The organism is Promicromonospora sp. NPDC060204 (assembly GCF_042728455.1).
In the GTDB taxonomy this organism is placed as follows: Bacteria; Actinomycetota; Actinomycetes; order Actinomycetales; family Cellulomonadaceae; genus Promicromonospora.
Genome location: NZ_JBHWZO010000065.1, coordinates 1 through 26,543 on the forward strand (window position 1 = coordinate 1; position 26,543 = coordinate 26,543).

The following is a 26,543-nucleotide window of genomic DNA, read 5'->3' on the forward strand; positions in this document are numbered from 1 at the left end:
GGCTCGCCGCCGCCCCCCCGCCCGGCCCGCCGGCCCCCCCCGGCCCCGCCCCCCGGGGGGGGGGGGCGGTGGGGCCGGGGGGCGGCTCGCCGGTGCGGGAGAGCCGGTCGAACACGGCCTCCCGCTCCGCCGGGGTCAGCCGCTCGAAGGCGGCGACGTGCACCTGCTCGACGGCGTACGGCGGGGCCGAGCTCAGCAGCCGCTCGGAGCGGTCGAGCGCCCCGGCGTCGTCAGACCGGCTCATCGTCGGCACCTTCGGGGGTGGCGGCGGGTGCGTCGGCCGGTCCGTCGGCGGGTCCGTCGGCGGGTCCTTCGGCGGGGACGATGCGGTAGCCCTGCTCCGCGAGGGTGCGGGTCATGTGCTTGGCGTACCACTCGGGCCAGCCCTCGTCGTACACGCCGCCCAGCTCCTCCTGCTCGTGGACGCCGTGCGCCGTGGCCGCCTGCTTGAGCAGGTCGAGCAGGATCTCGTTCGACCTCGGGTCGCCGGTGGTGCTCATCGGCCCGGGAGACGGTCGACGATCTGCTGGAGCACCCACTCGTTGCCGTCCGGGTCGGCGAACGAGGCGAACGACGCGTAGCTGTCGTGCTCGGGGTGCGCGCCGGGCACGCGGTTCGCGGTGCCGGCCCAGTGGAAGACGCCGTCCTGGTCGTGCCAGACCTCGCTGACGTCGGCGCCCTTCTCGACGAGCTCGGCGCGGGCCGCGGCGATGTCCGTGACCACGAGGTGCAGGCCCCGCACGGAGCCCGGCGTCGCGTCGCTGAGGTGCTCGCCGAAGATGATCGACGTGGCGGACCCGGGCGGCGTGAGCTGCACGACGCGCAGGCCGCGCTCGGTGGCGAAGTCGGCGTCGAGACGCCAGCCGAGCCCCGCGTAGAAGTCCTTGGCGCGGTCCACGTCGGCGACGGGCAGGACGACGACCTCGAGCTTGAGTTCCATGGTGTTCTCCGATTCCAGCTGGGTGTTCAGGTGGTGGTGGGTCTGGTGGGTCACTTGGCCTGCAGCGGGCCCGCGAAGGACTTGCTGAGGGACGACGGGCCCACGAGGGGCAGCAGGGCGGCGAGCAGCTTGCGCTGGAAGGTCTCCGGGGTGCGGGTCAGCTCGACGTCGATGCGGCTGCCGTCCTCGGCGGGGGAGACCTGGAAGACCCAGCCACCGCCGGGTCCGAACACCTTCGAGTCCAGTGTCGTGATGTCCACGCGGCCGCGCTCGTCGTCCCACTCGTAGCGGGCCCGCTCCCAGGCCGCCGCGGTGCCCTCGGTGACCTCGGCCCAGTTGTCGCCCTGGGCGTGGACCGTCAGGTGCTCGGCGTCGATCGTGGGCCAGGCCTCGGCACGGGCCGGGCTGAAGTCGGTCAGCACCCGCATGGCGGCCTCGGGGGCGAGCGTGGAGTCGAGGTGAAAACGGACTGCGGTCATGGTCAGGCTCCTCAGTTTGGTAACCGGTTTGACCGGTTACTGCGATGAGCAGAACTGTGGCACAGGTTCCGTAACCCGTCAAACGGGTTACGGGGACTTGTGCGCCACGGGGTCACCGGTCAGAATGGTTACGTGAACCACGCCTTCCCCTGCGGAACGCTCGCGCTCGACTTCCTCGGCACGCTGCGCGCCCGCCGTAACCCGGTCCCCGCGGAGAAGCTCGGCACGCCAGGGCTCCTCGACGACTGGTTCGTCGAGTCGGGGATGTTCGACGCCGCCCCGCACGCCGACGAGGCAGACCTGGCGGCGGCCCTGGAGCTGCGCGAGTCGCTCTACGCCCTCGTCGAGGACCGGCTCGGCGGCCGCGCGGCGCTGGCGGCGCTTTCCGAGGCCGCCGCGTCCGCGACCGGGGCTGCCCTGGCGGCCCCTCCGGTGTCCGCCGCGGCTGCTGCACCTGCCGCGCCGGCCGCGCTCGCGGAGGCGGTCGCGGTCCTGAACCGGTACGCCGCGCAGCCGCCGGTCATCGTGCAGCTGGAGGTGGGCGGGGTCGGATTTGCTGGTGCCGGGTCTGTTGATGCCGGGTCGGCCGGGGGCGGGTCGGCTGGTGCCGGGTCTGTCGGTGACGGGTCGGCCGGTGGCGGATCGGCCGGTGCCGCGTCGGCCGGGGGTGGGTCGGCGGCCGGGGGCGGGTCGGCCGGGGGTGGGTCGGCGGCCGGGGGCGGGTCGGCCGGGGGTGGGTCTGTCGGTGACGGCGTTGTTGGTGCCGGGTCTGCTGGTGCCGGAGTTGTCGGTGCCGGGTCTGCTGGTGCCGGCTCTTCGGGCGGCCTCGGCGCCGCCGTTACTCGCCGCTCCGGCACGGCAGCGCAGGGCCTCGCGGCCGTGGCGCGCGAGGCCGTCGAGATCCTGGGCGGCCCGGACGCCGCGCTGCTGCGCGAGTGCGGCCGCCCGGAGTGCACCCAGGTCTACCTGGACCGGTCCCGCGGGCACCGCCGCGAGTGGTGCGCGATGCGTACGTGCGGCAACCGGGTCAAGGTCTCGGCCTACCGCTCGCGACACCGCACGACGTCGACCCCGACGTCGTCGGCGCCGTCGGCAACCCACGCCTGACCGGCCCCCACCCGGCCGACTCGACCCACCCGGCCCCGCGCCGCCCGCCTCGCTCGACCCGACTCGCCGTGCCCGTCCCGCCCCGACTCGCCGTGCCCGTCCCGACCCCGACCCGATGGTGCGCTTCTACCCCGCCATTGGGCCCGAAACTGGCGTGATTTCGGGCGCAATGACGGGGTAGAACCGCACTTCCGAGCGCTGCCGCCGACTCGACCACGCCCGACCTGGCCCAGCTCGACCTGGCCCAGCTCGACCTGGCCCGGCCCGGTCTGGCTCGACACGACCCGGCCCGACGTCGCCCCGCGCGGCACTGGAGGTGCGCTTCTACCCAGTCATCTGGCCCGGAATCAGCCCTGATCCGGGCCCAATGGCGGGGTAGAAGCGCACTTCCGAGCGCGGCCTCCCGCTCCACCGCGCCCGGCGCGGTCCGGCGTGACCTGGCCTGGCCCACCCGGCCCGGCCCGGCCCGACTCGACGGCTCCCGACCCGGCTTGGCCCGACCCGACTCGGCCCCACCTGGCCCGGCCCGACGTCGCCCGCGCCGCACCGGAGGTGCGCTTCTACCCAGTCATTGGGCCCGGAATTGGCCGTGATTCGGGCGCAATGACGGGGTAGAAGCGCACTTCCGAGCGCGGCCGCTCGGGGTCGCTTGACGGTTCGCCCGCGCCGGTGCAACACTGACGACCCTCACCGGAAACGTTTCCAGGCCCAGTCCGGCTGGGAGTTGGAAACGTTTCCAGATCGATCCGGCCGCAAGATCGATCCGGCCACCACACCGGTCCGGCAACCAGATCGATCAGGCAACAGGTAACAAGCACCAAGCACCAAGCACCAAGCAGGACCTCACGACGAAGTGGAGTGACAGTGTCGTCATCACGCGCCACCCTCATCCAGGTGGCCGAGCGCGCCGGGGTGTCGCTGGCGTCGACCTCGCGGGCGCTGCACGGCTCGGGCGCCAGCCAGAAGATGGTCGACCGCGTCCGCGCCGCCGCCGCCGAGCTCGGCTACAGCCCGGACGCGATCGGCCGGTCGCTGCGGATGAAGCGGACCTTCCAGGTCGCGTTCGCCGTCGCCGACATCGGCAACCCCGTCTACGTCGAGATGCTCACCGCGATCCACGAGGTCCTCGCGCCGCACGGGTACCGCGTGGTCGTCATGTCCACGGGCCCCAGCGTCGCCTCGACGACCGACCTGGTCCACAGCCTGAGCAGCGGCTTCGTCGACGGCCTGATCGTCAGCCCCCTGCGAACCGACGACGCGCTGGTCGACGCGATCCGCGAGGCGCCGGTCCCCGTCGTCGTGATCGGCCGCTCGCTGGAGCAGCAGGGCATCGACTCCGTCTCCACGGACTCCGCCGCGGGCCTCGGCCAGGCCGTCGCCCACCTCCTGGAGATCGGCCGACGCCGGATCGGGTTCGTCAACGGACCGCTCGACACGACCCCGGGCGCCGCCCGCCAGCGCGGGTTCGACGCCGCGACGAGCGGCCCGGCGTTCACCGGGGACCACGCCGAGACCGAGCGCGCCGACGACTTCACCGTCGCCGCCGGGCTCGCCGCCGCGCGTCGGCTGCTGTCCCGCACCCCCGCTGCGGGGCCATTCGACGCCGTCGTCGCGGCCAACGACCTGCTCGCCATCGGCGTCGTCCGCGCCGCCCGGGAGCTGGGGCTCTCGGTGCCGGGCGCGCTCGCCGTCACCGGGATGGACGACACGGAGATCGGCCGCGTCTTCCAGCCGAGCCTGACCAGCGTCTCGCTCGGGTCCGCGGAGCGCGGGGCCGCCGCCGCCCGGCTCGTCTTGGGCCGGGTGGACGACGGCGCCGAGCCCGCCCAGCAGATCGCCATCGGGCCGCGCCTGTTCGTGCGCGAGTCCACCGCCCAGGAAGAGAGTGCTCGATGACCGTCCTCGCCTCGCCCCGGCAGCCGTCGCCGCCCCGGTCCGGGCGCCGTCGAGGCCCCACGGGCATGGACCGCGCCCGGCGCCGCGAGGCCGCCGCGCTGGTCATGCCGTCCCTGCTGCCCATCCTCGTGCTGTCCGTCGCGCCGCTACTCATGGGTGTGCTGCTCGCGTTCACGGACGCCGAGCTCGTGCGGCACCCCGACTACCAGTTCGTCGGCGTCGACAACTTCGTGCGGCTCGCGGGCAACTCGTTCTTCTGGGACTCGTTCCGCATCGGCATGGTGTGGGCGGTCTCGGTGACGCTGCTCCAGCTCGTCGCCGCGCTGGGCCTCGCGCTGCTGCTCAACTCGGGGCTGCGTCTCCAGGGGCTCACCCGGGTGCTCGCCCTGATCCCGTGGGCGATGCCGCCCGTGGTCGTGGCGATCATGTGGAAGATGATCTACTCGCCGAACGCGGGGCCGCTCAACGCGTTCCTCGGTTCGCTGGGTCTGCCGGACGACACCAACTGGCTCGCCGACTTCTCCACCGCGCTGCCCGCCGTCATCGTCGTCGGCGTCTGGGTGGGCATGCCCCAGACCACGGTGACCCTGCTCGCCGGGCTGCAGCAGATCCCGGACGAGCTGCACGAGGCCGCCGCGATGGACGGCGCCGGGGCCTGGCGCCGCTTCTGGGCGGTCACGCTGCCGAGCCTGCGGCCGATCGTCGCGTCGATCACGTCGCTGAACTTCATCTGGAACTTCAACTCGTTCTCCCTGGTCTACGTGCTGACCGAGGGCGGGCCCGGCGGCCGCACCATGCTGCCGATGCTGTTCACCTACCTGGAGGCGTTCAAGAACCGGAACATCGGTTACGCCGCCGCGATGGGCGTCGTGCTCGTCGTGGTGGTCGTGCTCCTCCTCGCGCTCTACCTGCGGTCGCAGTTCCGCGACGACCGCGCCGAGAAGACGAAGAAGGAGGGCTGAGCCGATGCGCGTTCTCGTCCGCCCCGCCCAGTACGTGGCGCTGGCCTGTTACATCATCTTCCTGGGCTTCCCGCTGCTGTGGTTGCTGTCGGCCTCGGTGAAGTCGTCCGGCGAGCTCAACTCGCTGGTCGTGAACCTGCTGCCGCAGGAGTGGCACTGGGAGAACTACTCGCAGGCCCTCGCCCGGCAGGGCCTCGTGCACTCCGCGGCCAACAGCGCGATCGTCGCGCTCGCGTCCACCGCGCTCGTCATCCTCATCGCGCTGCCGGCCTCGTACGTGCTGGCCCGGCTCAAGGGCGCGATCCGCACGGCCGGCGTCGGCTGGATCCTGGTCAGCCAGGTGTTCCCGGTGATCCTCGTGATCCTGCCGCTGTTCCTCATCCTGCGGACGATCGGCCTGACGGACAGCCTCCTCGGGCTCACGCTCGTGCACACCACGTACACGCTGCCGTTCGCGCTGTGGATGCTGCAGGGCTACGTGGCCGCGATCCCGGTGGAGCTCGAGGAGGCCGGGGCGATGGACGGCGGCAGCCGCCTCGTGGTGCTGCGCCGGATCGTCGTCCCGCTGCTCGCCCCCGGCGTCGTCGCCACGGCGATGTTCAGCTTCGTCTCGTCCTGGAACGAGTTCTTCTTCGCTCTCGTGCTGCTCCAGTCGCCCGAGAACTACACCCTGCCGATCACCCTGTCGACGTTCATCGGCGGCGAGGGCAAGGTCGCGCTCGGCCCCCTGGCGGCGGGCTCCGTGCTCGCCGCGATACCCAGCATCGTCTTCTTCTCGATCATGCAGAAGAAGCTCACCGGCGGCCTCATGGCCGGGGCGGTCAAGGGATGACCAGCCCCCACGGCCACACCAGCACCACCTATCCGAAAGGCAGACCCATGAAGTCTCGTGGAGTGTTCATCGCTGCATGCCTCACGACCAGCACCCTCCTGCTCGCCGCCTGCGGCAGCGGGGACGCCGCCGACGACGGCCCGGTCACGCTGAAGTTCCAGGCCCTGTCCGACCAGCCGGCCGCCATCGCCGCGACCGAGTCGATCGTCGAGGACTGGAACACGGCCAACCCCGACGTGCAGGTCGAGATCGTCCCGGCGGGCTGGGACGGCGTCTACGACAAGCTCATCACCCAGTTCAACGGCGGCGCCGCGCCCGACATCATCCACTACGAGGCGGCGAGCATCGTGTCGTTCGCCCGCGACGGCTACCTGGCTGACCTCACCGACCTCATGTCGGACGAGCGCCGCGCGGACATCCCCGAAGGCGTGCTCGACTCCGTGACCGTCGACGACCAGGTGATCGCCTACCCGACCGAGCTGCAGTCGTACGTGGTGTTCGCCAACCGCGCCCTGCTGGAGGACGCCGGGGTCGAGATCCCGACCGGCGAGACCATGACCTGGGACGAGCTGCGCGAGATCGCGAAGGCGACCACGAAGGGCGACGTCTACGGTCTCGGCTGGGGCCTCTCGAGCCCGACGGCGGCGTTCATGGCGCTGGCCCCCGGGTTCGGCGGCACCTACATCGAGGGCACCGGCGAGGACGCCGACCTGACCGTCGGCGAGGGCGAGATGGCCCTGCCCGAGCTGGTGCACGGCATGGCCTACGACGACGAGTCGATCCTGCCGGTGACCCTGACCCAGTCGGGTTCCGAGGCCATCGCCTCGTTCTACGCCGGGCAGACGGCGATGACCGTGCAGGGCTCCTACCAGGCCGCGAACATCGCCAAGGACGCGCCGAAGGACCTCGACTGGGTGGCGCTGCCCCCGCTGGCCGGCCCCGAGGGCCCGCAGCAGGCGGCCAACCCCCAGACGCTGTCGGTCAACATCGACTCCGAGCACGTCGAGGAGTCCGCGGAGTTCATCGAGTTCTTCACGCAGACCGAGCACCTCGCCGCGCTGAACGAGGCGGACGCCCTGATCCCGGCGACGACGTCGGCCCAGGAGGCCCTGACGGAGAAGCTCGGCGACGAGAACGGCTGGAGCACCATCCTGGCGTCCGGCCAGAACTTCACGGCCGCGCCCTACCTCTTCGCCGACTCCTACGCCCAGTGGAAGGACACCGTGGCGACGCCCGCCTACCAGCGCTACCTGGCGCAGGAGACGGACGAGACGGAGCTCGCCGACCAGCTCACGAGCGGCTGGGACGAGATCACGCAGTAGTACCCGACGCAAGCGACGCAGGAACGACGAAGGAGCAGAGCCGTGAGCTGGTTAGAGGACCGGTCGGTGGCCGTGATCACCGGTGCCGCAGTGGGGGACGCCCTCGGTGGAGCGACCGAGGGCTGGACACCGGAGCAGATCGAGGAGCGGCACGGGGGCCGCGTGCGCGGCATCGTCGGGCCCTGGTACCCCAACTGGCGCGACGCGCGCCCCATCGCCCCGTACCACAAGGGCGACGGGCACATCACGGACGACACCCTCATGACCAGGGCGCTCGTGGAGGTGTACGCCAAGCGGCGGGCGCACCTCGACGCCTACGCGATGGCCGAGGACCTCGTGCCGCTGATGATCGGGGAGCCCCGGTGGATCCCCGAGCTCGAGTCGACGGCGCTGCTGCTCCAGCGAGTGTTCCTCGCCGAGAAGTGGCTCGTGGCCCGGCTGCACTACGGGCACGTGGACCCGCGTGAGGCGGGCGTGGGCAACGTGGTCAACTGCGGGGCGGCGATGTACGCGGCCCCGGTCGGCCTGGTGAACGCGGGCGACGCCCGCGCCGCCTACGCCGAGGCGATCGACCTCACGGGCGCCCACCAGTCGAGCTACGGCCGCGAGGCGGCCGGGGTCTTCGCGGCGATGGTCGCGGCCTCGGTCGCCCCGGGCGCCACGCTGGACGACGTCGTGGCCGCCGCGCTCGACGTGGCGCACGACGGCACGGCGGACGCGCTCCGGGCGGTTGTCGACGCCGTGTCCGGCTGGCCGGAGCCGCCCACGACCGACGACGAGGAGCGCAAGCTCGCGCGCCTCGTCCGCGAGGTCGTGGCCCCGTACGACTCGGTGGGCGCGGAGTACCGGCAGATGTCGATGGATGCCCGCCGGCCCTCGCGCACCAAGTCGATCGAGGAGCTGCCGGTGGCGCTCGGGCTCCTGCTCGGGCACCGCGGCGACTACCGCGGCTCCGTGCTGGCCGCCGTGAACTACGGCCGCGACGCCGACTCGATCGCCGTCATGGCGGGCGCGGTCGCCGCCGGTCTGGGCGGCAGCGGCGTCGTGCCCGCCGAGTGGCTCGACGAGATCGAGACGGCCAGCAAGATGGACGTCCGGGAGACCGGCCGCCTCATGGCGGACGCCGCCGGCGACATCCTGCGCGCGGACCGCGAGCGGGCACTGGCCCGGCTGACGTCGCTCGACGCCGTCGGGGCGGGTGAGCCCGCGTGAGGCTGACCTGGGCCCAGCCCGAGGACCTGCTGGCGCACGAGCTCGTGCAGTCGGCGGCCGAGGGCAAGGAGGTCGCCGACGTCCGCGACCGCTGGGTCGCGGCGGGCGGCGACCCGACGCCGGCGGTGAGCGGGGCGGGTCCCGTCCCGGCCACGCCGGCGCTGCGGGCGCTCGCCCGGACGCTGCTGGACGAGCTGGACGCCCTGCCTGCGGCGTCCTCGGCCCCGGCCACGTGGGACGAGATCGAGGCCCTGCTCCCGCCTGCACCCACCCTGCCGGACCGTCCGGCCGGAGGGGACGCCGCCTACGCCGCCCGGGTGCAGGGCGCCTGGACCGGCCGCGCCGCGGGCTGCCTGCTCGGCAAGCCCGTCGAGAAGATCCCGCGCGCCGGCATCGAGGAGATCCTGCGCGCGACCGGCCGCTGGCCGCTGGACGGCTGGTTCACCGCCGTCGGCCTGCCCGACGACGTCGCGGCGCGCTGGCCGTGGAACCGCCGGTCGGCGCCGACGTCGCTGGAGGAGAACATCTCCGGCATGCCGGAGGACGACGACCTCAACTACCCGATCCTGGCCCTTGCCCTGCTGGAGCGGCACGGCCGCGGGTTCAGCACCGACGACGTCGCGCAGCTCTGGCTGGACAACCTGCCCGCCGGGCGCACCTTCACCGCCGAGCGCGCGGCCTACCGCAACATCCTCGACGCGGTGCCCGTGCCGGAGACGGCCACGCACCACAACCCGTTCCGCGAGTGGATCGGCGCGCTCATCCGCACCGACCTGCTCGGCTGGGTCTCGCCCGGCGACGTGCGCGGGGCGGCCCGGCTGGCCTGGGCCGACGCCCGGCTCAGCCACACCGGCGACGGGATCTACGGCGCGATGTGGGCGGCCGGGCTGGCCGCCGCCGCGATGGTCTCCGAGACCGTCGAGGACGTGCTCGACGCCGCGGACGCCGTCGTCCCGCCGAACAGCGGGCTGGCCGGCGCCGTGGCGCTCGGCCGGTCCCTGGGCCGCGACTGCGACGGGAGCGAGGCGGGCGTACGCGCCGGCCTCGACCGCATCCACGCCGAGTACGGACACCTGCACTGGGTGCACACGCTGAACAACGCGGCCGTCATCGCGTTCGCGCTGTCCGCGGGCCGGGGCGACTTCGGGGCGAGCGTCTCGATCGCCGTCACGGCGGGCTGGGACACGGACTCGGCGGCGGCGACCGTGGGCGGTGTCGCCGGCGCCCTTCTGGGTGTCGACGGGATCGGCGAACGATGGACCGCGCCGCTCGACGGGCGCATCGCGACCTCCCTGCCCGGCGGGGAGCAGCGCATCGCCGACCTCGCGGCGCGTACCGTGGCGCTGGTGGAGCCGGCCGGAGGTGCCGCATGACCGGGCAGGTCGTGGTGGTCGGGTCGGCGAACGTCGACCTGGTGGTCGACGTGCCCCGCCACCCCGCCGGCGGCGAGACCATCCTCGGCGGCGACCTGCGCCGCACGCCGGGCGGCAAGGGTGCCAACCAGGCCGTCGCCGCGGCGCGCGCCGGGGGAGCGGACACCACGTTCGTGGGGGCGCTGGGCCAGGACGAGTCCGCCGAGCTGCTGCTCGCCTCGCTCGGCGGGGCAGGTGTGCGCACCGATGTCGTCGACCGGGTCGACGCCCCGACCGGCACCGCCCTGATCACCGTCTCGCCCGACGGCGAGAACGCCATCGTCGTGGCGCCCGGCGCCAACTCGCGCGTGCGGGTCGGCGCGGCGCAGGCCCGCCGGATCGCGGCCGCCGACGTCGTGCTGGCGCAGCTCGAGATCCCGCTCGACACCGTGATCGCGGCCGCCCGCGAACGCCGCGCGGGCGCGCTGTTCGTGCTCAACGCGGCGCCGTCGCGCGACCTGCCCGACGCCCTGTGGGACCAGCTCGACGTGCTCGTGGTCAACGAGCACGAGGCGGCGGACCTCGCGGGGCCGGGCGTCGGCGCGAATCCCGAGGACCTCGCGGCCGCCCTGCTGGCCCGCGTGCCCGCGGTGGTCGTGACCCTCGGCGCGGCAGGCAGCCTCGTGGCCCGGCGCGGCGCGGAGCCCGTCCTGGTCCCGGCCGCCGAGGTCGCGGCGGTGGACACGACCGGCGCGGGCGACACGTACTGCGGCGTCCTGGCGGCGTCCCTGGCCGGCTCAGGCCTGGCCGGCTCGGGCCTCTTGCAGGCGGCGCGCCTGGCCGGTGCCGCCGGGGCGCTCGCCGTCACGCGGCCGGGGGCGCAGGACGCCGTGCCCGACGCGGCTGACGTCGTCGCGCTGGCCGAGCACCTGCTCGTCGGCAAGAACTAGAAAGGCATCATGAGCTACACGTTCGACCCCCTGGTCCCGCGGCCGATCGACCGGCCCACGGAGGTCGCCGTCGGCCCCCTGACCCCGGACCTGAGCGAGGCGCTCGACCAGGCCAAGATCTTCTCCGGGCCCGCGGACCCGGCCGACCGCCCGGCCTGGCGCGAGACGCTGCGGGCCTGGCGGTCCGACGCCCGCGACCGCCACGGCTACACCGGCGCCGCGTACGCGCGCCCCGAGGCCGCGTGGGCGGCGCGGTGCAGCACGGTGGCGCAGGTCTGGCTGTGGGACGAGCTGCTCTACTCGTTCGAGGAGGAGCGGTTCACGCCGGAGCGGTTCCTCGCCGACGCCCGGGAGCGGCTCGGCGGGCTGGACGCCGTCGTGCTGTGGCACGCCTACCCCGTGATCGGGCTGGACGACCGCAACCAGTGGGACTTCTACCGCGACGTGCCCGGGCTGGCCGCGCTCGTTGCGACGTTCCACGAGGCCGGGCTGCACGTCTTCGTCGACTACAACCCGTGGGACGTTGGCACGCGCCGCGGCGCCGACGACCTGACGGAGCTCGCCGCGGTCGTGCGCGAGCTCGGGGCGGACGGCGTCTTCCTGGACACCCTGAAGAAGGCCGAGCCCGAGCTGGTCGCGCGCCTGGAGGCGGCGCGGCCCGGGATCGTGCTGGAGGGTGAGTCCAAGCTGCCGGTCGAGCGCATCGAGGACCACTCCTCCTCGTGGGCGCAGTTCTTCGCCGACTCGCCGGTGCCCGGCGTGCTGCGGGCGCACTGGTACGAGCGCCGGCACATGCAGCACCACGTGCGGCGCTGGCACCGCGACCACTCCGAGGAGCTCCAGTCCGCGTGGCTGAACGGCGTGGGCGTGATGGTGTGGGAGGTCGTGTTCGGCGTGTGGGTCGGGTGGTCCCGGCGGGACGCCGCGACCGTGCGCCGCCTCGTCACGGTCCAGCGGGCTGCCGGTGACCTGCTGCTCGACGGCGGGTGGACGCCGCTGGCTCCTCTCTCTCCGGAGGCCGAGGCCGCGGGCGTGTACGCGTCGGGCTGGTCGCTGGACGGGGTGACGCTGTGGACGCTGGTGAACCGGGGCGAGGCCGACTACGCGGGGCCGGTGCTGGCCGCGGACGCGCCGGAGCGGGCTGGCGGGCGGCTGGTTCCGCTCACCGAGCCGTCGGCCGCCGGGGACGTCGTCGTGCCCGGCCGCGGCATCGCCGCCCTGCTGCACGTCGCCGACGGCGTCGCGGATCCCGCCTGGCTGCCGGACCTGCTCGACGCCCTGCGCAGGATGCCGCACGACGCCGACGCCCGGTTCCCGCACCGGATCGCGCGCCGGGTAGGTGTGTCAGACGCAGAGGTCGCTCCCGTGAGCTACACGTCCATCGGGTCGGCCCCGTCGTCGGCCACGCCCGAGCCGGACGCCGTCGTCGTCCCCGCGGGCGACTACGTGCTCACCGTCCGCTACCGCGCCCGGGAGACCGGGATGTACCAGGGTGCGCCGTACGTGGACGAGTGGAAGCCGCTGCCGCCACGCCTGCACGACGCGCGGACGCTCCAGCGTGACGGCGTCCTTGCGACGCCGGTCGCGGTCGCGGAGACCGAGGTAACGAACGCGCAGTTCGCGGAGTTCCTGGAGGCGACGGGTTACGCGCCCGCCGAGCCGCACCGGTTCCTCGCGCACTGGGACGACGGGAGCCCGGCCGCGGGCACCGCCGACCAGCCGGTCACCTACGTCGACCTCGACGACGCCCGCGCCTACTGCGCCTGGCGCGGCGGGCGGCTGCCCACCGAGGACGAGTGGCAGCTCGCGGGGGAGGCCGCGCCGTCGTCGTTCGGGGTGGAGCGGCCCGGCGTCGCCGTCTGGAGCTGGACCGAGAGCGAGCACAGCGACGGCCGCACCCGGTTCGTTTTGCTCAAGGGCGGCAGCGACTACCGCGCACCGGACTCCGACTGGTACGTCGAGGGCGGGCGGCACGCGCCGGACTACTCGGTGAAGCTGCTGCTCCCGGGGCTCGGGCTCGCCCGGAGCGCCACGGTGGGGTTCCGCTGCGCGTGGGAGGTGTCGGCATGAGCGTGTCGCGCGATCCCGCCGTCGGCGCCCTGGCCGGCCTGCGCATCGTGGACGCGTCCACGCTGTTCGCGGGGCCGATGGCGGCGATGCACCTGGGCGACCTGGGCGCCTCCGTCATCAAGGTGGAGCACCCGCTCAAGGCCGACCCGTCGCGCACGCACGGGGCGGCCAAGGACGGCGTCAACCTCTGGTGGAAGACGCTGGGCCGCAACAAGCGCACCGTCACCGCGAACCTGGGTTCGGACGGCGGGCGCGAGGTGTTCCTCGCGCTGGCCGAGCGGGCCGACGTCGTCATCGAGAACTTCCGGCCGGGCACGCTCGAACGCTGGGGCCTGGGCTACGAGGAGCTGTCGGCGCGCAACCCGCGGCTCGTGCTCGCGCGGGTCTCGGGCTTCGGCCAGCTTGGTCCTTACCGGACGCGCCCGGGGTTCGGCACGCTCGCGGAGGCGATGAGCGGGTTCGCGGCGATGACCGGCGAGGCCGACGGCCCGCCCACGCTGCCGCCCTTCGGCCTGGCCGACGGCGTCGCGTCGCTCGCCACCGCGTTCGCGATCATGACGGCGCTCTCGGCGCGCGACCGGACCGGGCGCGGGCAGGTCGTGGACACCGCGATCGTCGAGCCGATCCTCGCGATGCTCGGGCCGCAGATCACGCGCTGGGACCAGCTCGGGACGGTGCAGGCGCGCACGGGCAACCGGTCGAGCAACAACGCGCCGCGCAACACGTACCGCACGAGCGACGGGCACTGGGTGGCGGTCTCCACGTCGGCGCAGTCGATCGCGGAGCGGGTGGTGCGGCTGGTCGGGCGGCCCGAGCTGGTGGACGAGCCCTGGTTCGCGCGGGGCGTGGACCGGGCGCGGCACGCGGACGAGCTCGACGACGCCGTCGGCGGCTGGATCGCCGAGCGCACGCGGGACGAGGTGGTCAAGGCGTTCGAGGAGGCCCAGGCCGCCGTCGCCCCCGTGTACGACGCGCGGGACATCGTGGCCGACCCCCAGTTCCAGGCGCTCGGGACCATCCACGAGATCGAGGACCCCGAGCTGGGGCCGATGCTCATGCAGGGGCCGCTGTTCCGGCTCTCGGAGAACGACGGCGTCATCCAGTTCACCGGCCGGCCGCACGGCGCGGACACCGACGAGGTGCTGGGGGAGCTCGGCTTCTCCGCCGAGCGCGTGGCGGAGCTGCGGGAGCAGGGGGCGGTATGAGCGGGGCTGCCGGGACCGGGCCGCGCGGCGGCGCGTCGTTGACCCTGCTCTACGTGCCCGCCGACCGGCCCGACCGGGTGGCCAAGGCGCTCGACTCGGACGCCGACGCGGTGCTCGTCGACCTGGAGGACGCGGTCGCGCCGTCGCGCAAGGTGGAGGCGCGGGAGAACGCAGGGCGGCTCCTGGCCGGTGTCTCCGGGCGGCCGGTCCAGGTGCGGATCAACCACGGCAGCAGCCCGTGGCACGCCGACGATGTCGCGATGCTCGCGGCCCTGCCGCTCGCGGTCGGCGCCCGGGTGCCCAAGGTGGAGTCGGCCGCCGAGGTGCGGGACCTCGCGGCCGCGCTGCCCGGCCGGGCGCTGCACCTGCTGGTCGAGACGGCGCTCGGCGTCGAGCGGGCCTTCGAGCTGGCGACGGCGTCGCCGCAGGTGCGGTCGATCGGGCTGGGGGAGGCGGACCTGCGCTCCGACCTGCGGGTCTCCGACGACGCGGGCCTGACCTGGGCGCGCAGCCGTGTGGTGGTCGCCGCCCGGGCGGCGGGGCTGGTGCCGCCGGTGATGTCGGCGTTCACGAACGTGCGGGACCTGGACGGGCTGGCGGCGTCGTGCCTCGTGGGGCGGGGGCTGGGTTTCTCGGGGCGGACGGCGATCCATCCGGGGCAGCTCGACACGATCCGGGCGGCGTTCCTGCCGTCGGCCTCGGAGGTGGCTGCCGCGCGGGAGGTGTTGGAGCGGGTGCGTGGTGCCGCTACGGAGGGTGTGGGGGCCGTGGCCCTGGCGGACGGGACGTTCCTCGACGTGGCGATGGTGGAGCGGGCGCGGTGGGTGGTGGAGCTGGGTGGCTCTTGAGGTTCCTCTCGTGACGCGATAGGTTTCTATCGTTTCTCGATAGGAGGCGCTCATGAACCCGGTCACGACAGGCCTGCTCCGCGTAGTGATCGTGCTGCTCGTCCTCGGGACGCTGCTGACGCAGCTGGTGGTCCTGCCGGACATGGCGTGGACGCTGCAGGCGAGCTACCCCGTGGCTGCTGCCCTGCGGGTGCCGACGCTCGTCGTGTCGGCGATCGGGCTGGTGCCCCTGCAGGTGGTGCTCGTCTGCGTCTGGCGGCTCGTGGGGATGGCCCGGCGGGACGCGGTGTTCTCGCCGAGCGCATTCCGGTGGGTCGACGCGATGATCTGGTCGGCGGTCGTCGCGGCCGCCGTCGCGGTGGGCCTGCTGGTCTGGCTCCTGGCGCAGACCCGGGACACCGGTGTCCCGCCCGGGATCTTCCTGACGCTGGTCGGCTGCGCCGTGCTCGCCGTCGGCGTCGCGCTGCTGGTGGTCGTGCTGCGGGGCCTCCTGGTCAAGGCCGTCGCATGGAAGGGCGAGGCCACGGCGCTGCGCGCCGAGCTGGCCGAGGTGATCTGATGCCGATCGTCGTCGACATCGACGTGATGCTCGCGCGCCGCAAGATGTCGGTGGGGGAGCTCGCCGAGCGGGTCGGGATCACGCCGGCGAACCTCGCGGTCCTGAAGAACGGCCGCGCGAAGGCGGTCCGGTTCACGACGCTCGACGCGCTCTGCGCGGTGCTCGAGTGCCAGCCGGGGGACCTGATCCGGTACGAGCCGGGAGATGGTGCGGCACCGGGGAGGCCCAGATGAGCGCGCCGATCCGGCACCGCCGCCTCGACGTGAACGGGATCGACGTCTTCTACCGGGAGGCGGGGCCGGCCGACGCGCCGGTGCTCCTCCTGCCGCACGGTTACCCCGGGTCGTCCTTCGTCTACCGGAACCTGATGACCGCCCTGAGCGACCGCTGGCGCACGGTCGCGCCTAACCTTCCCGGCTTCGGCTACAGCGCGACCCCGCCGGCCGAGGACTTCGGGTACACCTTCGACGCCCACGCGGCCTTCCTGGCCGACTTCGTCGACGCCCTGGGGCTGGACCGGTACGCGATCTGGCTGCACGACTACGGCTCCCAGCTCGGGTTCCGGCTCGCGATGTCGGCCCCCGACCGGGTGTCCGGGCTGGTGATCCAGAACGGGGACGTCTACGAGGACGAGTTCGGGCCCAAGTACGACGTCCTCCGCAAGCTCTGGGAGCACCCCGGCCCCGATGCCCGCCGCGCCTACGCCGAGCACGTCAGCCTCGACGGGTTCCGCGACGAGTTCGCCGGCGAGCTGCCCGGCGACGTCGCCGACCGCGTCCCGCCCGACCTGTGGACCCTGCACTGGGCGCTGCTGTCCACGCCGGAACGCCGGACCAACCTGGTCCGGCTCCTGGAGGACCAGCCCTCGACCCTGGCGTGGTTCCCCCGCGAGCGCGCGTACTTGCGGGAACACCGGCCGCCCACCCTGATCGTGTGGGGCCCGCACGACGGCTACATGCCCGAGGGCGCGGCCACGGCCTACCGCCGCGACCTCCCGGATGCCGAGCTGCACCTCCTCGGGGGCGGCCACTGGCTGCTCGAGACCCACCTCGACGAGGTGGTCCCGCTGGTCCGAGACTTCCTCGGCAGGCTCGAACCGTGACCCGCTACGCCCGCAACGGCGGCGTCGAGATCGCCTACGAGTCGTTCGGCGACCTCGCCACGGGCGAGCCCCTGCTGCTGATCATGGGCCTGGACTTCCAGATGGTCTGGTGTGTCGACGGTCCGGGTCCCGACCCTGGTGATCGCCGGCGGGGACGACCCGCTCGTCCGGGTCGCCGCCGGCCGGGACATCGCCCGCCAGATCCCGGGAGCGGTCCTGCGCACCTATCCCGGGATGGGGCACGCGCTGCCGGAGGAGCTGTGGCCCGAGATCGTGGGGCACGTGCGCGACCTGGCGGCGCGCGCCTGAGTCACGGCACCAGCACGATCCGCCCGAACACCGTGCCCGCGTCCATCCGGCGGTGGGCCTCGGCCGCCTGGTCCAGGGGCAGCACCTCGTGGACGACGGCGTGCAGCTCGCCGCGCGCCGCGGCGGCGAACTGCTCCGCGCGGACGACCTCCAGGGCCGCCGCGGGCGCGGTATCGAGGCTGAACGTCGAGAACGTGCGCGACTGCTGGAACGCACCCAGGAGGCGCGTGCCGAAGTCCGCGGGTGGCATCCCCGCGATCGCGCCGACCACGACCAGACGCCCGTTCGGCGCGAGCCGGTCGATGAAGTCGGGGGTACCGGGCCCGCCCACGATGTCGATGATCACGTCGTAGGCCGCGGGGGCGCCTGGGTCGCCCTCGCCTGCGCGGTCGAGCACGTGCGTGGCCCCGAGCGCCCGCAGGCGCTCGCCCCGTTCGGCCGACGACGTCGTCACCGCGACGGCGCTCGCGCCGCCGTGGGCCGCGAGCTCGACGGCCGCGATGCCTATGCTCCCGGCCGCACCGCGCACCAGCACGGACTCCCCGGGCGTGAGGTGCGCGTGCGTCAGCGCGAAGTGCGCCACGGGCGCCGAGCTCCCGAGGGTGACCGCGTCGACCGGCGAGAGCCCCTCGGGCAGCTCGGCGACGTCCTCCACCCGGGCGACCGCCTGCTCGACGTAACCCCCGCTCGTGCCGGTGAACGCCCAGACCCGGCGCCCCACCCACGCCGGGTCGACGTCGGCGCCGGCCGCCGTCACCCGGCCGGCGACCTCGCTGCCGGGGACCAGCCCCGGGCTGAAGCCCCACCCGCTGAGCGTCCCGCGCCGGATGACGGCGTCGACGCCGCCCACACCGATCGCCTCGGTCTCGATCACCACCTGCCCCGGCCCGGGAGCCGGCGCGGCGGCCTCGCCCACGACCATCCCGCTCGGGTCGCCGAACTGCTCGATCGTCACTGCTCGCATCATTCTGGTCACGCCGGCGACGCTAACGGACGCCTGCGTCCACTTCGGGAAAGTGAGAGCGGCCGCCCGACGTTTGCCTCACATGACGGACGGCGTGCGAGTGGCCGCGCCACGCAGCACGGTGGACTCAGGCCGGTCACCCCCCACCGGCCGCACCCAGGAAGGAGCGCGCCATGGCCCAGCAGACCGTCGCCGATGTCATGACACCGGCGCCGACCACCATCGGCATGTCCGAGACGTTCCAGTCCGCCGCGCGGGCGATGGCCGACCACGACGTCGGCGCCCTGGTGGTCCGGGCCGGGCCCACCGTCATCGGGATCGTCACCGACCGCGACCTGGTGGTCCGCGGCCTCGCCGAGGGCCTCGGCCTCGAGGCGATGGTCGGCGAGGTGGCCAGCGAGGAGCTCGTCACCGTCGGCCCCGACGTCCCCGTGGAGGCGGCCGCCGAGATGATGCGCAGCGCCGCCGTCCGGCGCGTCCCCGTGGTCGACGGCGACGTCGCCGTCGGCATCCTCTCGATCGGGGACCTCGCCGTCGAACGGGACCCGACGTCGGCCCTGGCCGACATCTCCCGCGCCGAGCCGAACGACTGACGAGCCGAACGACTGACGACCGAACGACTGACGAGCCGAACGACCGAGGAGACCCATGAAGGCCCTGTTCATCAGCTGCACCCTCAAGCCGTCCCCCGAACCGTCCAACACCGAGGCGCTCGCCGGGGTGGTCGCAGGCGCGCTCCAGGAGCGGGGCGTCGCCGTCGACCACATCCGGCTCGCCGACCTCGACGTGCCCCCCGGGGTGGTCACCGACCTGGGCGACGGCGACGCGTGGCCCGGCGTGCACGAGCGGCTGCTCGACGCCGAGATCCTCGTGGTCGTCACCCCGACGTGGGTCGGCCGGCCTTCCTCGATCGCGCAGCGCATGCTCGAACGGATGGACGCGATGCTGTCGGAGACGTCGTCCGACGGCACACCCGTCGCCTACAACAGGGTCGCGGGCGTGGTCGTCACCGGCAACGAGGACGGCGCGCACCACGTGATCTCCGAGATCAGCGGCGCCCTCGGCGACATCGGGTACACCGTCCCCGGCCAGGCCTGGACCTACTGGAACCAGGGCCCCGGCCCTGGCGACGAGTACCCCGACACCGAGCACGGGCACGAGTGGTCGCACAGCACCGGCCGCCTCATGGCCCACAACCTGCACGCCGTCGCGTCGGCGCTCGCGGCCCACCCCGTGCCGCCGCAGGAAGACTGACTCAGGACCGCCCGTAGCTCGTCACGAAGTGCTCGACGGCGCACGCCGCCGCGCCGCGGGCCCAGTCCACGAACCGCAGCGGGCGCAGCTCGATGGCCGAGCGCGCGGCGGAGCCGAAGGCCCGCTCCTCGAACGCGCTGCGCACGTGCGGGTCCATGACGTCGTAGTCCTGCTCGTCGACCGGCGCGTCACCGGCGGCCGGCCCGGAACGGCTGCCGATCGCCTCGCCCGTGATCACGATGTGCTGGGCGCCCAGCAGGTTGGCGATCGTGGCGATCCCGATGCCGACGGCGCGGCCCGCGTCGGCGAGCACCCGCACGGCGTCGGGCTGACCCGAGCGGGCGAGGTCCGCGACGTCGCCGATGCCGAGCCCGTCGAACCCGGCCTCCGCCATGCGGTCCAGGATCCCGGCGGACCCCGCGATGGCCTCGACGCAGCCGCGGTTGCCGCAGTGGCACAGGGGTCCCTCGGGGTCGACGAGCACGTGGCCCACCTCGCCGGCCACGCCGAACTCGCCGTGCACCACCTGCCCGTTGACCAGCAGCGCGCACCCGATGCCGGTGCCGACCGTGACGAGCGCCAGCGACGAGATCCCGCGACCCACCCCGTACCAGCGCTCGCCGGTCAGGAGGGCGCGGACGTCGTTCTCGACCGTCGTCGTGAGCCCGGTGCGCCGGGCGATTTCCGCGCCGAGCGGCACGTCGCGCCAGGCCAGGAACGGCGAGTAGGCCACGTGCCCGGAGACGGCGTCGACGTCGCCCGAGACGGCCAGGCCGACGCTGCCGACCGCGGGACGGCCGGCCCGCAGGCCGTCCACGAGCTCCACGATCTGCTCGACGATCGCGTCGGGGCCGTGGTCGCGCACCGGCACCGTGACCTCGTCCAGCACCTGGCAGCGCAGGTCGCAGACCACGCCGAAGAGCTGGTCGGCGGTGACCTTCACACCGATCGACTGGTACGCCTCCGCCTGGAGCGTCACCATCGTGGCGGGCCGCCCCAGGGCGCCGTCGGACGACGCGCGGTCGCCGGTCTCCAGCAGGAGCCCCGCCTCCAGGAGCGGGCGCACCGCGCGCGTGATGGCGCCCGGCGTCAGGCCGGTGTCGCGCGCCAGGGCGGTCCGTGAGGCGTCACCATTCCGGACCAGCTCCTGGAAGACGCGCGTCCCCGCCGGGCTGAGGGCAGGTGCGGCTGATCTCGCGGACATGCCACGACCCTATCCATGTGGCACGGCGTCCATGTGGCACGGCGTCTAGGTGGCACGCCGCCGCAGCACCCCGGACAGGGCCACGACCATGACGCCCGCGATCGGCACCACCAGCAGGCCGGTGCGCAGACCCACGTCGTCGGCGACCAGGCCGACCAGGGGCGGGGAGAGCAGGAACCCGAGCCGCAGCAGCCAGGACACGATGGTCAGGCCGGTGCCGGGACGCAGCCCGGGCAGCTCGTCGGCCTCGTGCATGGCGGCCGGGATGAGCGTCGCGCTGCCGAAGCCCGCCGCGGCGAACCCGGCGATCGTGCCCGGCACCGTGGGCCAGGCCAGGGCGAGCCCCATGCCGAGCGCGATGATCACGCCGCCCGCGCAGGCGACCGTGCGCTGGCCGAACCGGTCCACCAGGCGGTCGCCCAGCAGGCGGCCCACGGTCTGGGCGCCGACGAGCGACACGTAGGCCGTCGCGGCGAGCGCGGCCGGGGCGCCGAGGTCGGTCGAGAGGTAGAGGGTGGCCCACGAGCTGCCGGCGTCCTCCACCAGGGCGCCGCCGATGCCGATGAGCACGAGCGCGGCCACGATCGCCAGGGTGCGCACGCTCAGGCGCGGTCCGCGGAGACGGGCGGCCGCGGGAGAACCCGCCTCGTCGGCGGCCTCGTCGTCCCGGCCTGGCAGGAGGAACCGCAGGGCGACGACCGCCACGACCGCGAAGATCCCCAGCGAGATGCCCAGGTGCACGTCCAGCGGCAGGCCGAGCGCGATGGCGCCCGCGGCCATGGACCCGCCCAGCACGGCGCCGATGGACCACACGGCGTGGAAGCCGTTGATGATGGACCGCCCGTACCGGCGCTGCACGCGCAGGCCGTGGGTGTTCTGGCCCACGTCGGTGATCGAGTCGGACGCGCCGCCGAGGAACAGGGCGGCCACGAGCAGGGCGAACGACGGCGCGAGGCCGGCCGCCAGCGTGCCCAGGCCCGTCAGGACGGTGCCGACGACGGCGACGCGCGCCGACCCGAAGCGCCGCACCATGTACCCGGCGCCGAGGCCCGAGACGATCGCGCCCGTCGGGAACGCGGCGATGGCCAGGCCGTAGGCCGCGTTGTCGAGGTCGAGCGCCGTCTTGATCTCCGGCAGGCGGGGCACCAGGTTGGCGTACAGGGCGCCGTTGGTCAGGAACAGCGCGCCGACGGCGGCGCGGGCGCGCCGGACGGCGAGCGGCGGACGGGTGTCCTGGGGGAGCGACATGCGCACGAGCGTACCCGCGTTACGTACGGTCGTACACATCGCCCGCTACGCTGTTCCCATGGCTCACGACTACTTCGCCGGCGACCCCCGCACCCACCACGAGCGCATGCTCGCCGGCGACCTCTACATCGGCGGGCAGGACCCGGAGAGCGTCCGCCTCGCCCAGCGCGGCCTCGCCCTCGCCGACGCCTACCACCGCGCGGTGGTGGCCGACGACGACGGCGCCCGCGCGATCCTGGACGACCTGCTCGGCACCCTGGGCGAGGACGCGTTCATCAAGCCGCCGCTGTTCGTCGACTACGGCGGGAACATCCACGTCGGCCCGCGCACCTTCGCCAACTACAACCTCATGGCGCTGGACGTCGCGACGATCACGATCGGCGCCGACTGCCAGATCGGGCCGAACGTGCAGCTCCTCACGCCGACCCACCCCGTGGAGCCCACCCCGCGCCGGGACAAGCTGGAGGCCGCGCTGCCCATCACGATCGGCGACAACGTCTGGCTCGGCGGCGGCGTGATCGTCTGCCCCGGGGTGACCATCGGGGACAACACGGTGGTCGGCGCAGGCGCCGTCGTCACGCGCGACCTGCCGGCGAACGTCGTCGCCGTGGGCAACCCCGCCCGCGTGGTCCGCGACATCACCGAGGGCTGACCGTGACCGGGCGCCGGCACGACCCCGACCGCAGGAGCCGGATCATCGACGTCTGCCTCGACCTGATCGCCGAGGTGGGGGTCGCCGGCGTCTCGCACCGCAAGGTCGCGGCGGCCGCCGACGTGCCGCTCGGCTCGATGACCTACCACTTCGCGGGGATGGACGAGCTGCTGCGCGAGGCGTTCGGCCGGTTCGCACGGGCCGGCAGCGACGGGTTCGAGCGGCGGATGAGCGCCGCGACCGACCTGGAGAGCGCCCGGGCGGCCGTCGTCGCGATCATCACGGAGGACGTGTTCGACACCCAGCGTGACCTGGTGCTGACCCACGAGCTGTACACCCTCGCGTCCCGGGAGCCCGCCTACCGCGAGCTGACCAACGCGTGGATGGCGCGCTCCCGGGCGGCGCTGGAGCGGCACTTCGACCCGGCCACGGCGCGGATGCTGGACGCCCTCATCGAGGGGCTGACCATCCATCGCGCCCTGGACACCGAGGCGCCGCCGCCCGAGACGGTCACCGAGGCCGTGCGACGCATCACGTCCGGCTGACCGCCGGAACATCCGGGGCCCGGGGCTGTTGTCCCTGGTGTGAGTAAGCCTGGTGTGAGTGAGGCTGGTGTGAGCGACGTGAGGCGGGCGACCGTCGTGGTGATCGGGGCCGGGCAGGCCGGGCTCTCCGCGGCTTACCACCTGCAGCGCCGCGGCTTCGTGAGCGCCGTGGACCAGCCGGAGGCGGAGCGCACCTTCGTGGTGCTGGACGCCAACCCGGCGCCCGGGGGCGCCTGGCAGCACCGCTGGGCGTCGCTCCGGATGGCCACGGTCAACGGGATCTTCGACCTGCCGGGGCTCGCCCAGCCCGCCGTCGACGCCGCCGAACCCAGCAGGCTGGCCGTCCCGCGCTACTTCGCGGGCTTCGAGGAGGCCTTCGGCTTCCCGATCCTGCGCCCGGTCCGGGTGGTCGCCGTGCGCCGCGCCGACGACGACCCGGACGGCGACCTCGTGGTGACCAGCGACCACGGCTCGTGGACCACCGGCGCAGTCATCAACGCCACCGGTACCTGGACCAACCCGGTGCTGCCGCGCTACCCGGGCCAGGACACGTTCCGCGGGCGGCAGCTCCACACCCGCGACTACGTGCGCGCCGAGGACTTCGCCGGCCAGCGGGTCGCCGTCGTCGGCGGCGGCATCTCCGCGCTCCAGCTCCTGGAGGAGATCTCGCGTGTGGCGACCACCCGCTGGTACACGCGGCGCGAGCCGGTCTTCCACGACGAGTTCCGCAGCGAGACCCTGGGCCGCGAGACCATCGTCAAGGTCATGGCCGACGTCGCGGCGGGCCGGCCCACCGGCAGCGTCGTCTCCTACACGGGGCTGATCTGGACGCCGTACGCGCTGGCCGCCAAGGAGCGCGGCGCCCTGGAGCGGCGGCCCATGTTCACCGCGATCGAGCCGGACGGCGTCCGCGAGGCCGACGGGAGCCTGACGCCGCTCGACGCGATCCTCTGGGCCACCGGGTTCAAGGCCGACCTCGCCCACCTCGGCCCGTTGGGGCTGCGCAACGAGCTGGGCGGCATCACCATGGCCGGCACGCAGGTCGCGGACGAGCCGCGGGTGCACCTCATCGGGTTCGGGCCGTCGCAGTCGACTGTCGGCGCCAACCGGGCCGGCCGCGAGGCGGTCACGGCGGTGGTTCGGCGGCTCCCGGCCGCGCAACCAGCTCGATCAGCAGGATGAGCACCACGGCCCCGGCCGCGACACCGACGATCAGCGCCGGCGTCGGGCTGGACGCGAGCAGGAGCACGAGCGCGCCGAGCGCGATGACGGCGGCGCGCGCGACGCCGCGGTAGCGGGCGAGCCAGACGCCCGTGGCGCCGGTGGACACGCCCCGGCCCTCGGCCCACCGGCGGGTACGGCTCATCCCCTTGCTGATCCCGGACCGCAGGCCGCGCGCCGACGCGCTCGACCCGCCCAGGTAGGCGGCCACGGCGACGACCAGGCCGAGCACGCCCACGGTGCGCAGCGTGACGCGCAGGAACGAGACGAGCTGGTCGAACACGACCTGCGCGGCGTCGAGCCGCATCACCTTCCCGCTGAGCGCGTCGAGATACAGGCCCCGCCCGACCGCGAGGCCGATCCCCAGGACCACCATCGCGGCCGCGAGGGCGAGGCCCGCGACGACCAGGGCGCGCAGGTGGTGCGTCGCGGCGGCGACGCCGGCGCCCAGCAGGACCAGGACGATCCACGGGAGCCACGTGCCGAGGGCGACGACCTGGGCGTACCGGTTCCGGATCTCGGTGAGCTGGCTGGACTCCATGATGGTGAACGAGGCGTTGATGGTGGGCAGGTTGCCCGCCAGGGTGAGGCCGCGGTCGACGAGCCGCTGCTTGAGCACGTCGATCAGCCCGCTGAGCTGGATGGTGAGCTGCCCGTTCTGGCCCACCTGGACGACGTCGCCCCCATTGCCCTGCATGACCTGCACGAGCTGCTCGTGCGCCACCCGGTTGGCTTGGTCCCAGGCGTTCTCGAACTGGTCGCTCTCGACCACCCGGTCCGCGGCGTTGCGGACGAACGACTCCACGCCGCTGGTCAGCGGGCCCTCCAGCGCGGTGATCGCCCGCGAGGCCCGCGGGGCGATGTCGCGTTCGTTCAGGCCGTCCTGCACGTCCTTGAGCAGCGCGCCGACGTCGATCTGCTCCATGACGGCGGTGGTCATCCGCCCCGCCACCGCCTGCTGCACCACCGGGTCCTGGGCCAGGGGTGCGACCGTCGCGACGTAGCGGTCCGTGTCGGTGAGGGTGCGCTCCGCCCACGCGGCGACCACCCCGACCGGGGCCAGCAGGGCACCCAGGAGGATCAGGACGACGGCGGTCGCGCTCCGCGCCCGGTTCCTGGGTGGACCCGCCGGTGCAGCCGGACCCGCCCCGGCGTGCGGCGCCGCGTCCAGCTGCCGCCGGAGCTCGGCGTTCTCGCGCTCCAGGGCAGCCAGACGGGCGGTCACGTCGGGCGGGTTCTCCGCCGCGGGCTCGGTCACGGTCAGACCAACGCCTTGGCCTTCAGCCGCTCGAACTCCGCCGGCGTGATGGTGCCGGCGTCGAGGAGCGCCTTGGCGCTCGTGATCTGCTCGGACGGCGACGGGCCGGACGCGACCTCGCGGATGTAGCTCTCGGTGTCGCGCTGTGCCTGCGCGATCCCCGCGGCGCTCCGCTCGGCCATGCCCCGGCCGCGGGCGATGAGGTACACGAGCGCCGTGAGGACCGGGAGGAAGATCAGGAAGATGATCCACAGGGCCTTCCACCAGCCGGACAGCTCGTGGTCACGGAAGAGGTCCGCGACGATCTGGAACAACACCATGAGGTACGCCACGAAGAAGAAGCTGTAGACAATCAGCCAGAAGAAATCCCAGAAATCCATGACTCGCCCCGTTCTCGACGGCCTTCCGATGTTTCGGAACGCACCGGTGGTATGCCCGATCCGCATTTTCAAAGTAACTGCGGGGACCGCATCGCGCCCGCGCAGAGCGGGAGGTTTTGGCCGCGAGGGCACGAAAGCCGGGGCTGGCCCGATAAATCACCTGATTCGGGTGAACTTTTCGCCCGCCGATCCCGTCGTACTGGTGACCGCGCCAGTGCGGTGGGCGGGCCGTGAGCCGGCCGGCTGAGGCGTGCGAGACTAGGGGCAGAACCCGCAGGGGTTCCCGGACGAGGGTTGCCGTACCCGGTGTGCGACAAGACGGCATCTGAGGAGCACACCATGTCCTGGATCGTCCTTGTCGTCTCCGGCCTTCTCGAGGCCGTCTGGGCCACAGCGCTGAGCCGTTCGGAAGGCTTCAGCAACGTCGTCCCGAGCATCGTCTTCGGCGTCGCCCTCGTGGCCAGCATGGGCGGGCTCGCGTTCGCCCTGCGGGAGCTGCCCGTGGGCACCGCCTACGCCGTCTGGGTTGGTATCGGGGCCGCGACCACCGTCGTCTGGGCCATGGTCACCGGCGCCGAGCCCGTTTCTGTGGTTCGCGTGCTGCTGATCGTGGGCCTGATCGGGTGCGTGATCGGCCTCAAGCTGACGCACTGACCCACTGAGCACAGGAGC

29 protein-coding genes, 1 pseudogene and 1 riboswitch are annotated in these 26,543 nt (G+C 73.6%); of the genes and pseudogenes, 21 read left to right on the forward strand and 9 right to left on the reverse strand.

All coding sequences use genetic code 11. The annotated features are described in order from the left end of the window. The 4 genes and pseudogenes from ACFWEJ_RS10725 to ACFWEJ_RS10740 all read right to left on the reverse strand — a co-directional run. Nucleotides 1-244 (reverse strand): annotated as a pseudogene (locus ACFWEJ_RS10725) (hypothetical protein); the annotation flags it as partial. After that, nucleotides 231-500, reverse strand: coding sequence for a hypothetical protein (locus ACFWEJ_RS10730; RefSeq protein ID WP_377229190.1), 270 nt, complete (start codon nucleotides 498-500; stop codon nucleotides 231-233). The pseudogene ACFWEJ_RS10725 and the gene ACFWEJ_RS10730, both read right to left, overlap by 14 nt. Next, complete coding sequence (locus ACFWEJ_RS10735) at nucleotides 497-940, reverse strand: VOC family protein (protein WP_377229191.1); 444 nt, start codon at nucleotides 938-940, stop codon at nucleotides 497-499. The genes ACFWEJ_RS10730 and ACFWEJ_RS10735 overlap by 4 nt, the downstream gene beginning before the upstream one ends. 50 nt (nucleotides 941-990) lie before the next feature. Further along, nucleotides 991-1,419: a hypothetical protein gene (locus tag ACFWEJ_RS10740; RefSeq protein ID WP_377229192.1), complete on the reverse strand. Its 429-nt coding sequence runs from the start codon at nucleotides 1,417-1,419 to the stop codon at nucleotides 991-993. 132 nt (nucleotides 1,420-1,551) lie between these two features. Between ACFWEJ_RS10740 and ACFWEJ_RS10745 the strand changes: the two genes are divergently transcribed. The 15 genes from ACFWEJ_RS10745 (at nucleotide 1,552) to ACFWEJ_RS10815 (ending at nucleotide 17,145) form a co-directional block, all read left to right on the forward strand. Beyond that, nucleotides 1,552-2,526, forward strand: a complete 975-nt coding sequence (locus tag ACFWEJ_RS10745; RefSeq protein ID WP_377229193.1) for a CGNR zinc finger domain-containing protein — start codon at nucleotides 1,552-1,554, stop codon at nucleotides 2,524-2,526. Nucleotides 2,527-3,390: 864 nt separating this feature from the next. Beyond that, complete coding sequence (locus tag ACFWEJ_RS10750; RefSeq protein WP_377229194.1) at nucleotides 3,391-4,422, forward strand: LacI family DNA-binding transcriptional regulator; 1,032 nt, start codon at nucleotides 3,391-3,393, stop codon at nucleotides 4,420-4,422. Next, a complete protein-coding gene (locus ACFWEJ_RS10755; protein ID WP_377229195.1) occupies nucleotides 4,419-5,384 on the forward strand; it encodes a carbohydrate ABC transporter permease in 966 nt (321 codons plus the stop codon). The genes ACFWEJ_RS10750 and ACFWEJ_RS10755 overlap by 4 nt, the downstream gene beginning before the upstream one ends. A 4-nt stretch (nucleotides 5,385-5,388) precedes the next feature. Beyond that, complete coding sequence (locus tag ACFWEJ_RS10760) at nucleotides 5,389-6,216, forward strand: carbohydrate ABC transporter permease (protein WP_377229196.1); 828 nt, start codon at nucleotides 5,389-5,391, stop codon at nucleotides 6,214-6,216. Nucleotides 6,217-6,263: 47 nt separating this feature from the next. Then, a complete protein-coding gene (locus tag ACFWEJ_RS10765; protein WP_377229197.1) occupies nucleotides 6,264-7,538 on the forward strand; it encodes an ABC transporter substrate-binding protein in 1,275 nt (424 codons plus the stop codon). Nucleotides 7,539-7,580: 42 nt separating this feature from the next. Further along, on the forward strand, nucleotides 7,581-8,750 hold the full coding sequence (locus ACFWEJ_RS10770) for an ADP-ribosylglycohydrolase family protein (protein WP_377229198.1): 1,170 nt from the start codon (nucleotides 7,581-7,583) through the stop codon (nucleotides 8,748-8,750). Then, nucleotides 8,747-10,123, forward strand: a complete 1,377-nt coding sequence (locus tag ACFWEJ_RS10775; RefSeq protein WP_377229199.1) for an ADP-ribosylglycohydrolase family protein — start codon at nucleotides 8,747-8,749, stop codon at nucleotides 10,121-10,123. Before ACFWEJ_RS10770 ends, ACFWEJ_RS10775 begins: the two co-directional genes overlap by 4 nt. Continuing rightward, nucleotides 10,120-11,052 (forward strand): ribokinase, encoded by a 933-nt coding sequence (locus tag ACFWEJ_RS10780; protein WP_377229200.1) that lies wholly within the window; start codon nucleotides 10,120-10,122, stop codon nucleotides 11,050-11,052. Before ACFWEJ_RS10775 ends, ACFWEJ_RS10780 begins: the two co-directional genes overlap by 4 nt. A gap of 9 nt (nucleotides 11,053-11,061) precedes the next feature. Next, nucleotides 11,062-13,122 carry an SUMF1/EgtB/PvdO family nonheme iron enzyme gene (locus tag ACFWEJ_RS10785; RefSeq protein ID WP_377229201.1) on the forward strand — a complete coding sequence of 687 codons (2,061 nt, stop codon included), beginning with the start codon at nucleotides 11,062-11,064 and terminating at the stop codon, nucleotides 13,120-13,122. Next, nucleotides 13,119-14,327, forward strand: a complete 1,209-nt coding sequence (locus ACFWEJ_RS10790) for a CaiB/BaiF CoA transferase family protein (RefSeq protein ID WP_377229202.1) — start codon at nucleotides 13,119-13,121, stop codon at nucleotides 14,325-14,327. Before ACFWEJ_RS10785 ends, ACFWEJ_RS10790 begins: the two co-directional genes overlap by 4 nt. After that, nucleotides 14,324-15,175: an HpcH/HpaI aldolase/citrate lyase family protein gene (locus ACFWEJ_RS10795; protein WP_377229203.1), complete on the forward strand. Its 852-nt coding sequence runs from the start codon at nucleotides 14,324-14,326 to the stop codon at nucleotides 15,173-15,175. Before ACFWEJ_RS10790 ends, ACFWEJ_RS10795 begins: the two co-directional genes overlap by 4 nt. Before the next feature lie 52 nt (nucleotides 15,176-15,227). Then, nucleotides 15,228-15,734 (forward strand): DUF2975 domain-containing protein, encoded by a 507-nt coding sequence (locus ACFWEJ_RS10800; RefSeq protein WP_377229204.1) that lies wholly within the window; start codon nucleotides 15,228-15,230, stop codon nucleotides 15,732-15,734. After that, nucleotides 15,734-15,967, forward strand: a complete 234-nt coding sequence (locus tag ACFWEJ_RS10805) for a helix-turn-helix domain-containing protein (RefSeq protein WP_377229205.1) — start codon at nucleotides 15,734-15,736, stop codon at nucleotides 15,965-15,967. The genes ACFWEJ_RS10800 and ACFWEJ_RS10805 overlap by 1 nt, the downstream gene beginning before the upstream one ends. Continuing rightward, entirely contained in the window at nucleotides 15,964-16,836 is an 873-nt protein-coding gene (locus ACFWEJ_RS10810) for an alpha/beta fold hydrolase (protein WP_377229206.1), read from the forward strand. Before ACFWEJ_RS10805 ends, ACFWEJ_RS10810 begins: the two co-directional genes overlap by 4 nt. A gap of 111 nt (nucleotides 16,837-16,947) precedes the next feature. Next, on the forward strand, nucleotides 16,948-17,145 hold the full coding sequence (locus tag ACFWEJ_RS10815; RefSeq protein ID WP_377229207.1) for an alpha/beta fold hydrolase: 198 nt from the start codon (nucleotides 16,948-16,950) through the stop codon (nucleotides 17,143-17,145). Between the two features lies 1 nt (nucleotide 17,146). Here ACFWEJ_RS10815 and ACFWEJ_RS10820 read toward each other — a convergent pair whose 3' ends face one another. Beyond that, nucleotides 17,147-18,112, reverse strand: a complete 966-nt coding sequence (locus ACFWEJ_RS10820) for a zinc-dependent alcohol dehydrogenase family protein (protein WP_377229218.1) — start codon at nucleotides 18,110-18,112, stop codon at nucleotides 17,147-17,149. A gap of 170 nt (nucleotides 18,113-18,282) precedes the next feature. Between ACFWEJ_RS10820 and ACFWEJ_RS10825 the strand changes: the two genes are divergently transcribed. Further along, nucleotides 18,283-18,702, forward strand: a complete 420-nt coding sequence (locus ACFWEJ_RS10825) for a CBS domain-containing protein (RefSeq protein WP_377229208.1) — start codon at nucleotides 18,283-18,285, stop codon at nucleotides 18,700-18,702. A 55-nt stretch (nucleotides 18,703-18,757) separates the two neighbouring features. Further along, entirely contained in the window at nucleotides 18,758-19,363 is a 606-nt protein-coding gene (locus ACFWEJ_RS10830; protein WP_377229209.1) for a flavodoxin family protein, read from the forward strand. Between the two features lies 1 nt (nucleotide 19,364). On the opposite strand, the gene ACFWEJ_RS10835 is transcribed toward ACFWEJ_RS10830, so the two are convergent. Beyond that, nucleotides 19,365-20,567, reverse strand: coding sequence for an ROK family protein (locus ACFWEJ_RS10835; RefSeq protein ID WP_377229210.1), 1,203 nt, complete (start codon nucleotides 20,565-20,567; stop codon nucleotides 19,365-19,367). A 45-nt stretch (nucleotides 20,568-20,612) separates the two neighbouring features. Next, on the reverse strand, nucleotides 20,613-21,815 hold the full coding sequence (locus ACFWEJ_RS10840) for an MFS transporter (protein ID WP_377229211.1): 1,203 nt from the start codon (nucleotides 21,813-21,815) through the stop codon (nucleotides 20,613-20,615). A 58-nt stretch (nucleotides 21,816-21,873) separates the two neighbouring features. Here ACFWEJ_RS10840 and ACFWEJ_RS10845 point away from each other — a divergent pair, with 58 nt between their 5' ends. The 3 genes from ACFWEJ_RS10845 (at nucleotide 21,874) to ACFWEJ_RS10855 (ending at nucleotide 24,194) form a co-directional block, all read left to right on the forward strand. Then, on the forward strand, nucleotides 21,874-22,467 hold the full coding sequence (locus ACFWEJ_RS10845) for a sugar O-acetyltransferase (RefSeq protein ID WP_377229212.1): 594 nt from the start codon (nucleotides 21,874-21,876) through the stop codon (nucleotides 22,465-22,467). Between the two features lie 2 nt (nucleotides 22,468-22,469). Continuing rightward, entirely contained in the window at nucleotides 22,470-23,012 is a 543-nt protein-coding gene (locus ACFWEJ_RS10850) for a TetR/AcrR family transcriptional regulator (RefSeq protein ID WP_377229213.1), read from the forward strand. A 69-nt stretch (nucleotides 23,013-23,081) separates the two neighbouring features. Beyond that, nucleotides 23,082-24,194, forward strand: coding sequence for an NAD(P)-binding domain-containing protein (locus ACFWEJ_RS10855; protein ID WP_377229214.1), 1,113 nt, complete (start codon nucleotides 23,082-23,084; stop codon nucleotides 24,192-24,194). Here the strand turns inward: ACFWEJ_RS10855 and ACFWEJ_RS10860 are convergent. Further along, nucleotides 24,139-25,491, reverse strand: a complete 1,353-nt coding sequence (locus ACFWEJ_RS10860; protein WP_377229215.1) for a hypothetical protein — start codon at nucleotides 25,489-25,491, stop codon at nucleotides 24,139-24,141. The two genes, ACFWEJ_RS10855 and ACFWEJ_RS10860, sit on opposite strands and share 56 nt — an antisense overlap. Nucleotides 25,492-25,493: 2 nt before the next feature. After that, nucleotides 25,494-25,871, reverse strand: a complete 378-nt coding sequence (locus ACFWEJ_RS10865; RefSeq protein WP_377229216.1) for an SHOCT domain-containing protein — start codon at nucleotides 25,869-25,871, stop codon at nucleotides 25,494-25,496. A gap of 264 nt (nucleotides 25,872-26,135) precedes the next feature. Then, nucleotides 26,136-26,198, forward strand: a riboswitch (guanidine-III (ykkC-III) riboswitch). A gap of 12 nt (nucleotides 26,199-26,210) precedes the next feature. Here ACFWEJ_RS10865 and ACFWEJ_RS10870 point away from each other — a divergent pair. Next, a complete protein-coding gene (locus tag ACFWEJ_RS10870) occupies nucleotides 26,211-26,525 on the forward strand; it encodes a DMT family transporter (protein WP_377229217.1) in 315 nt (104 codons plus the stop codon). The last annotated feature ends 18 nt before the right edge of the window (nucleotides 26,526-26,543 follow it).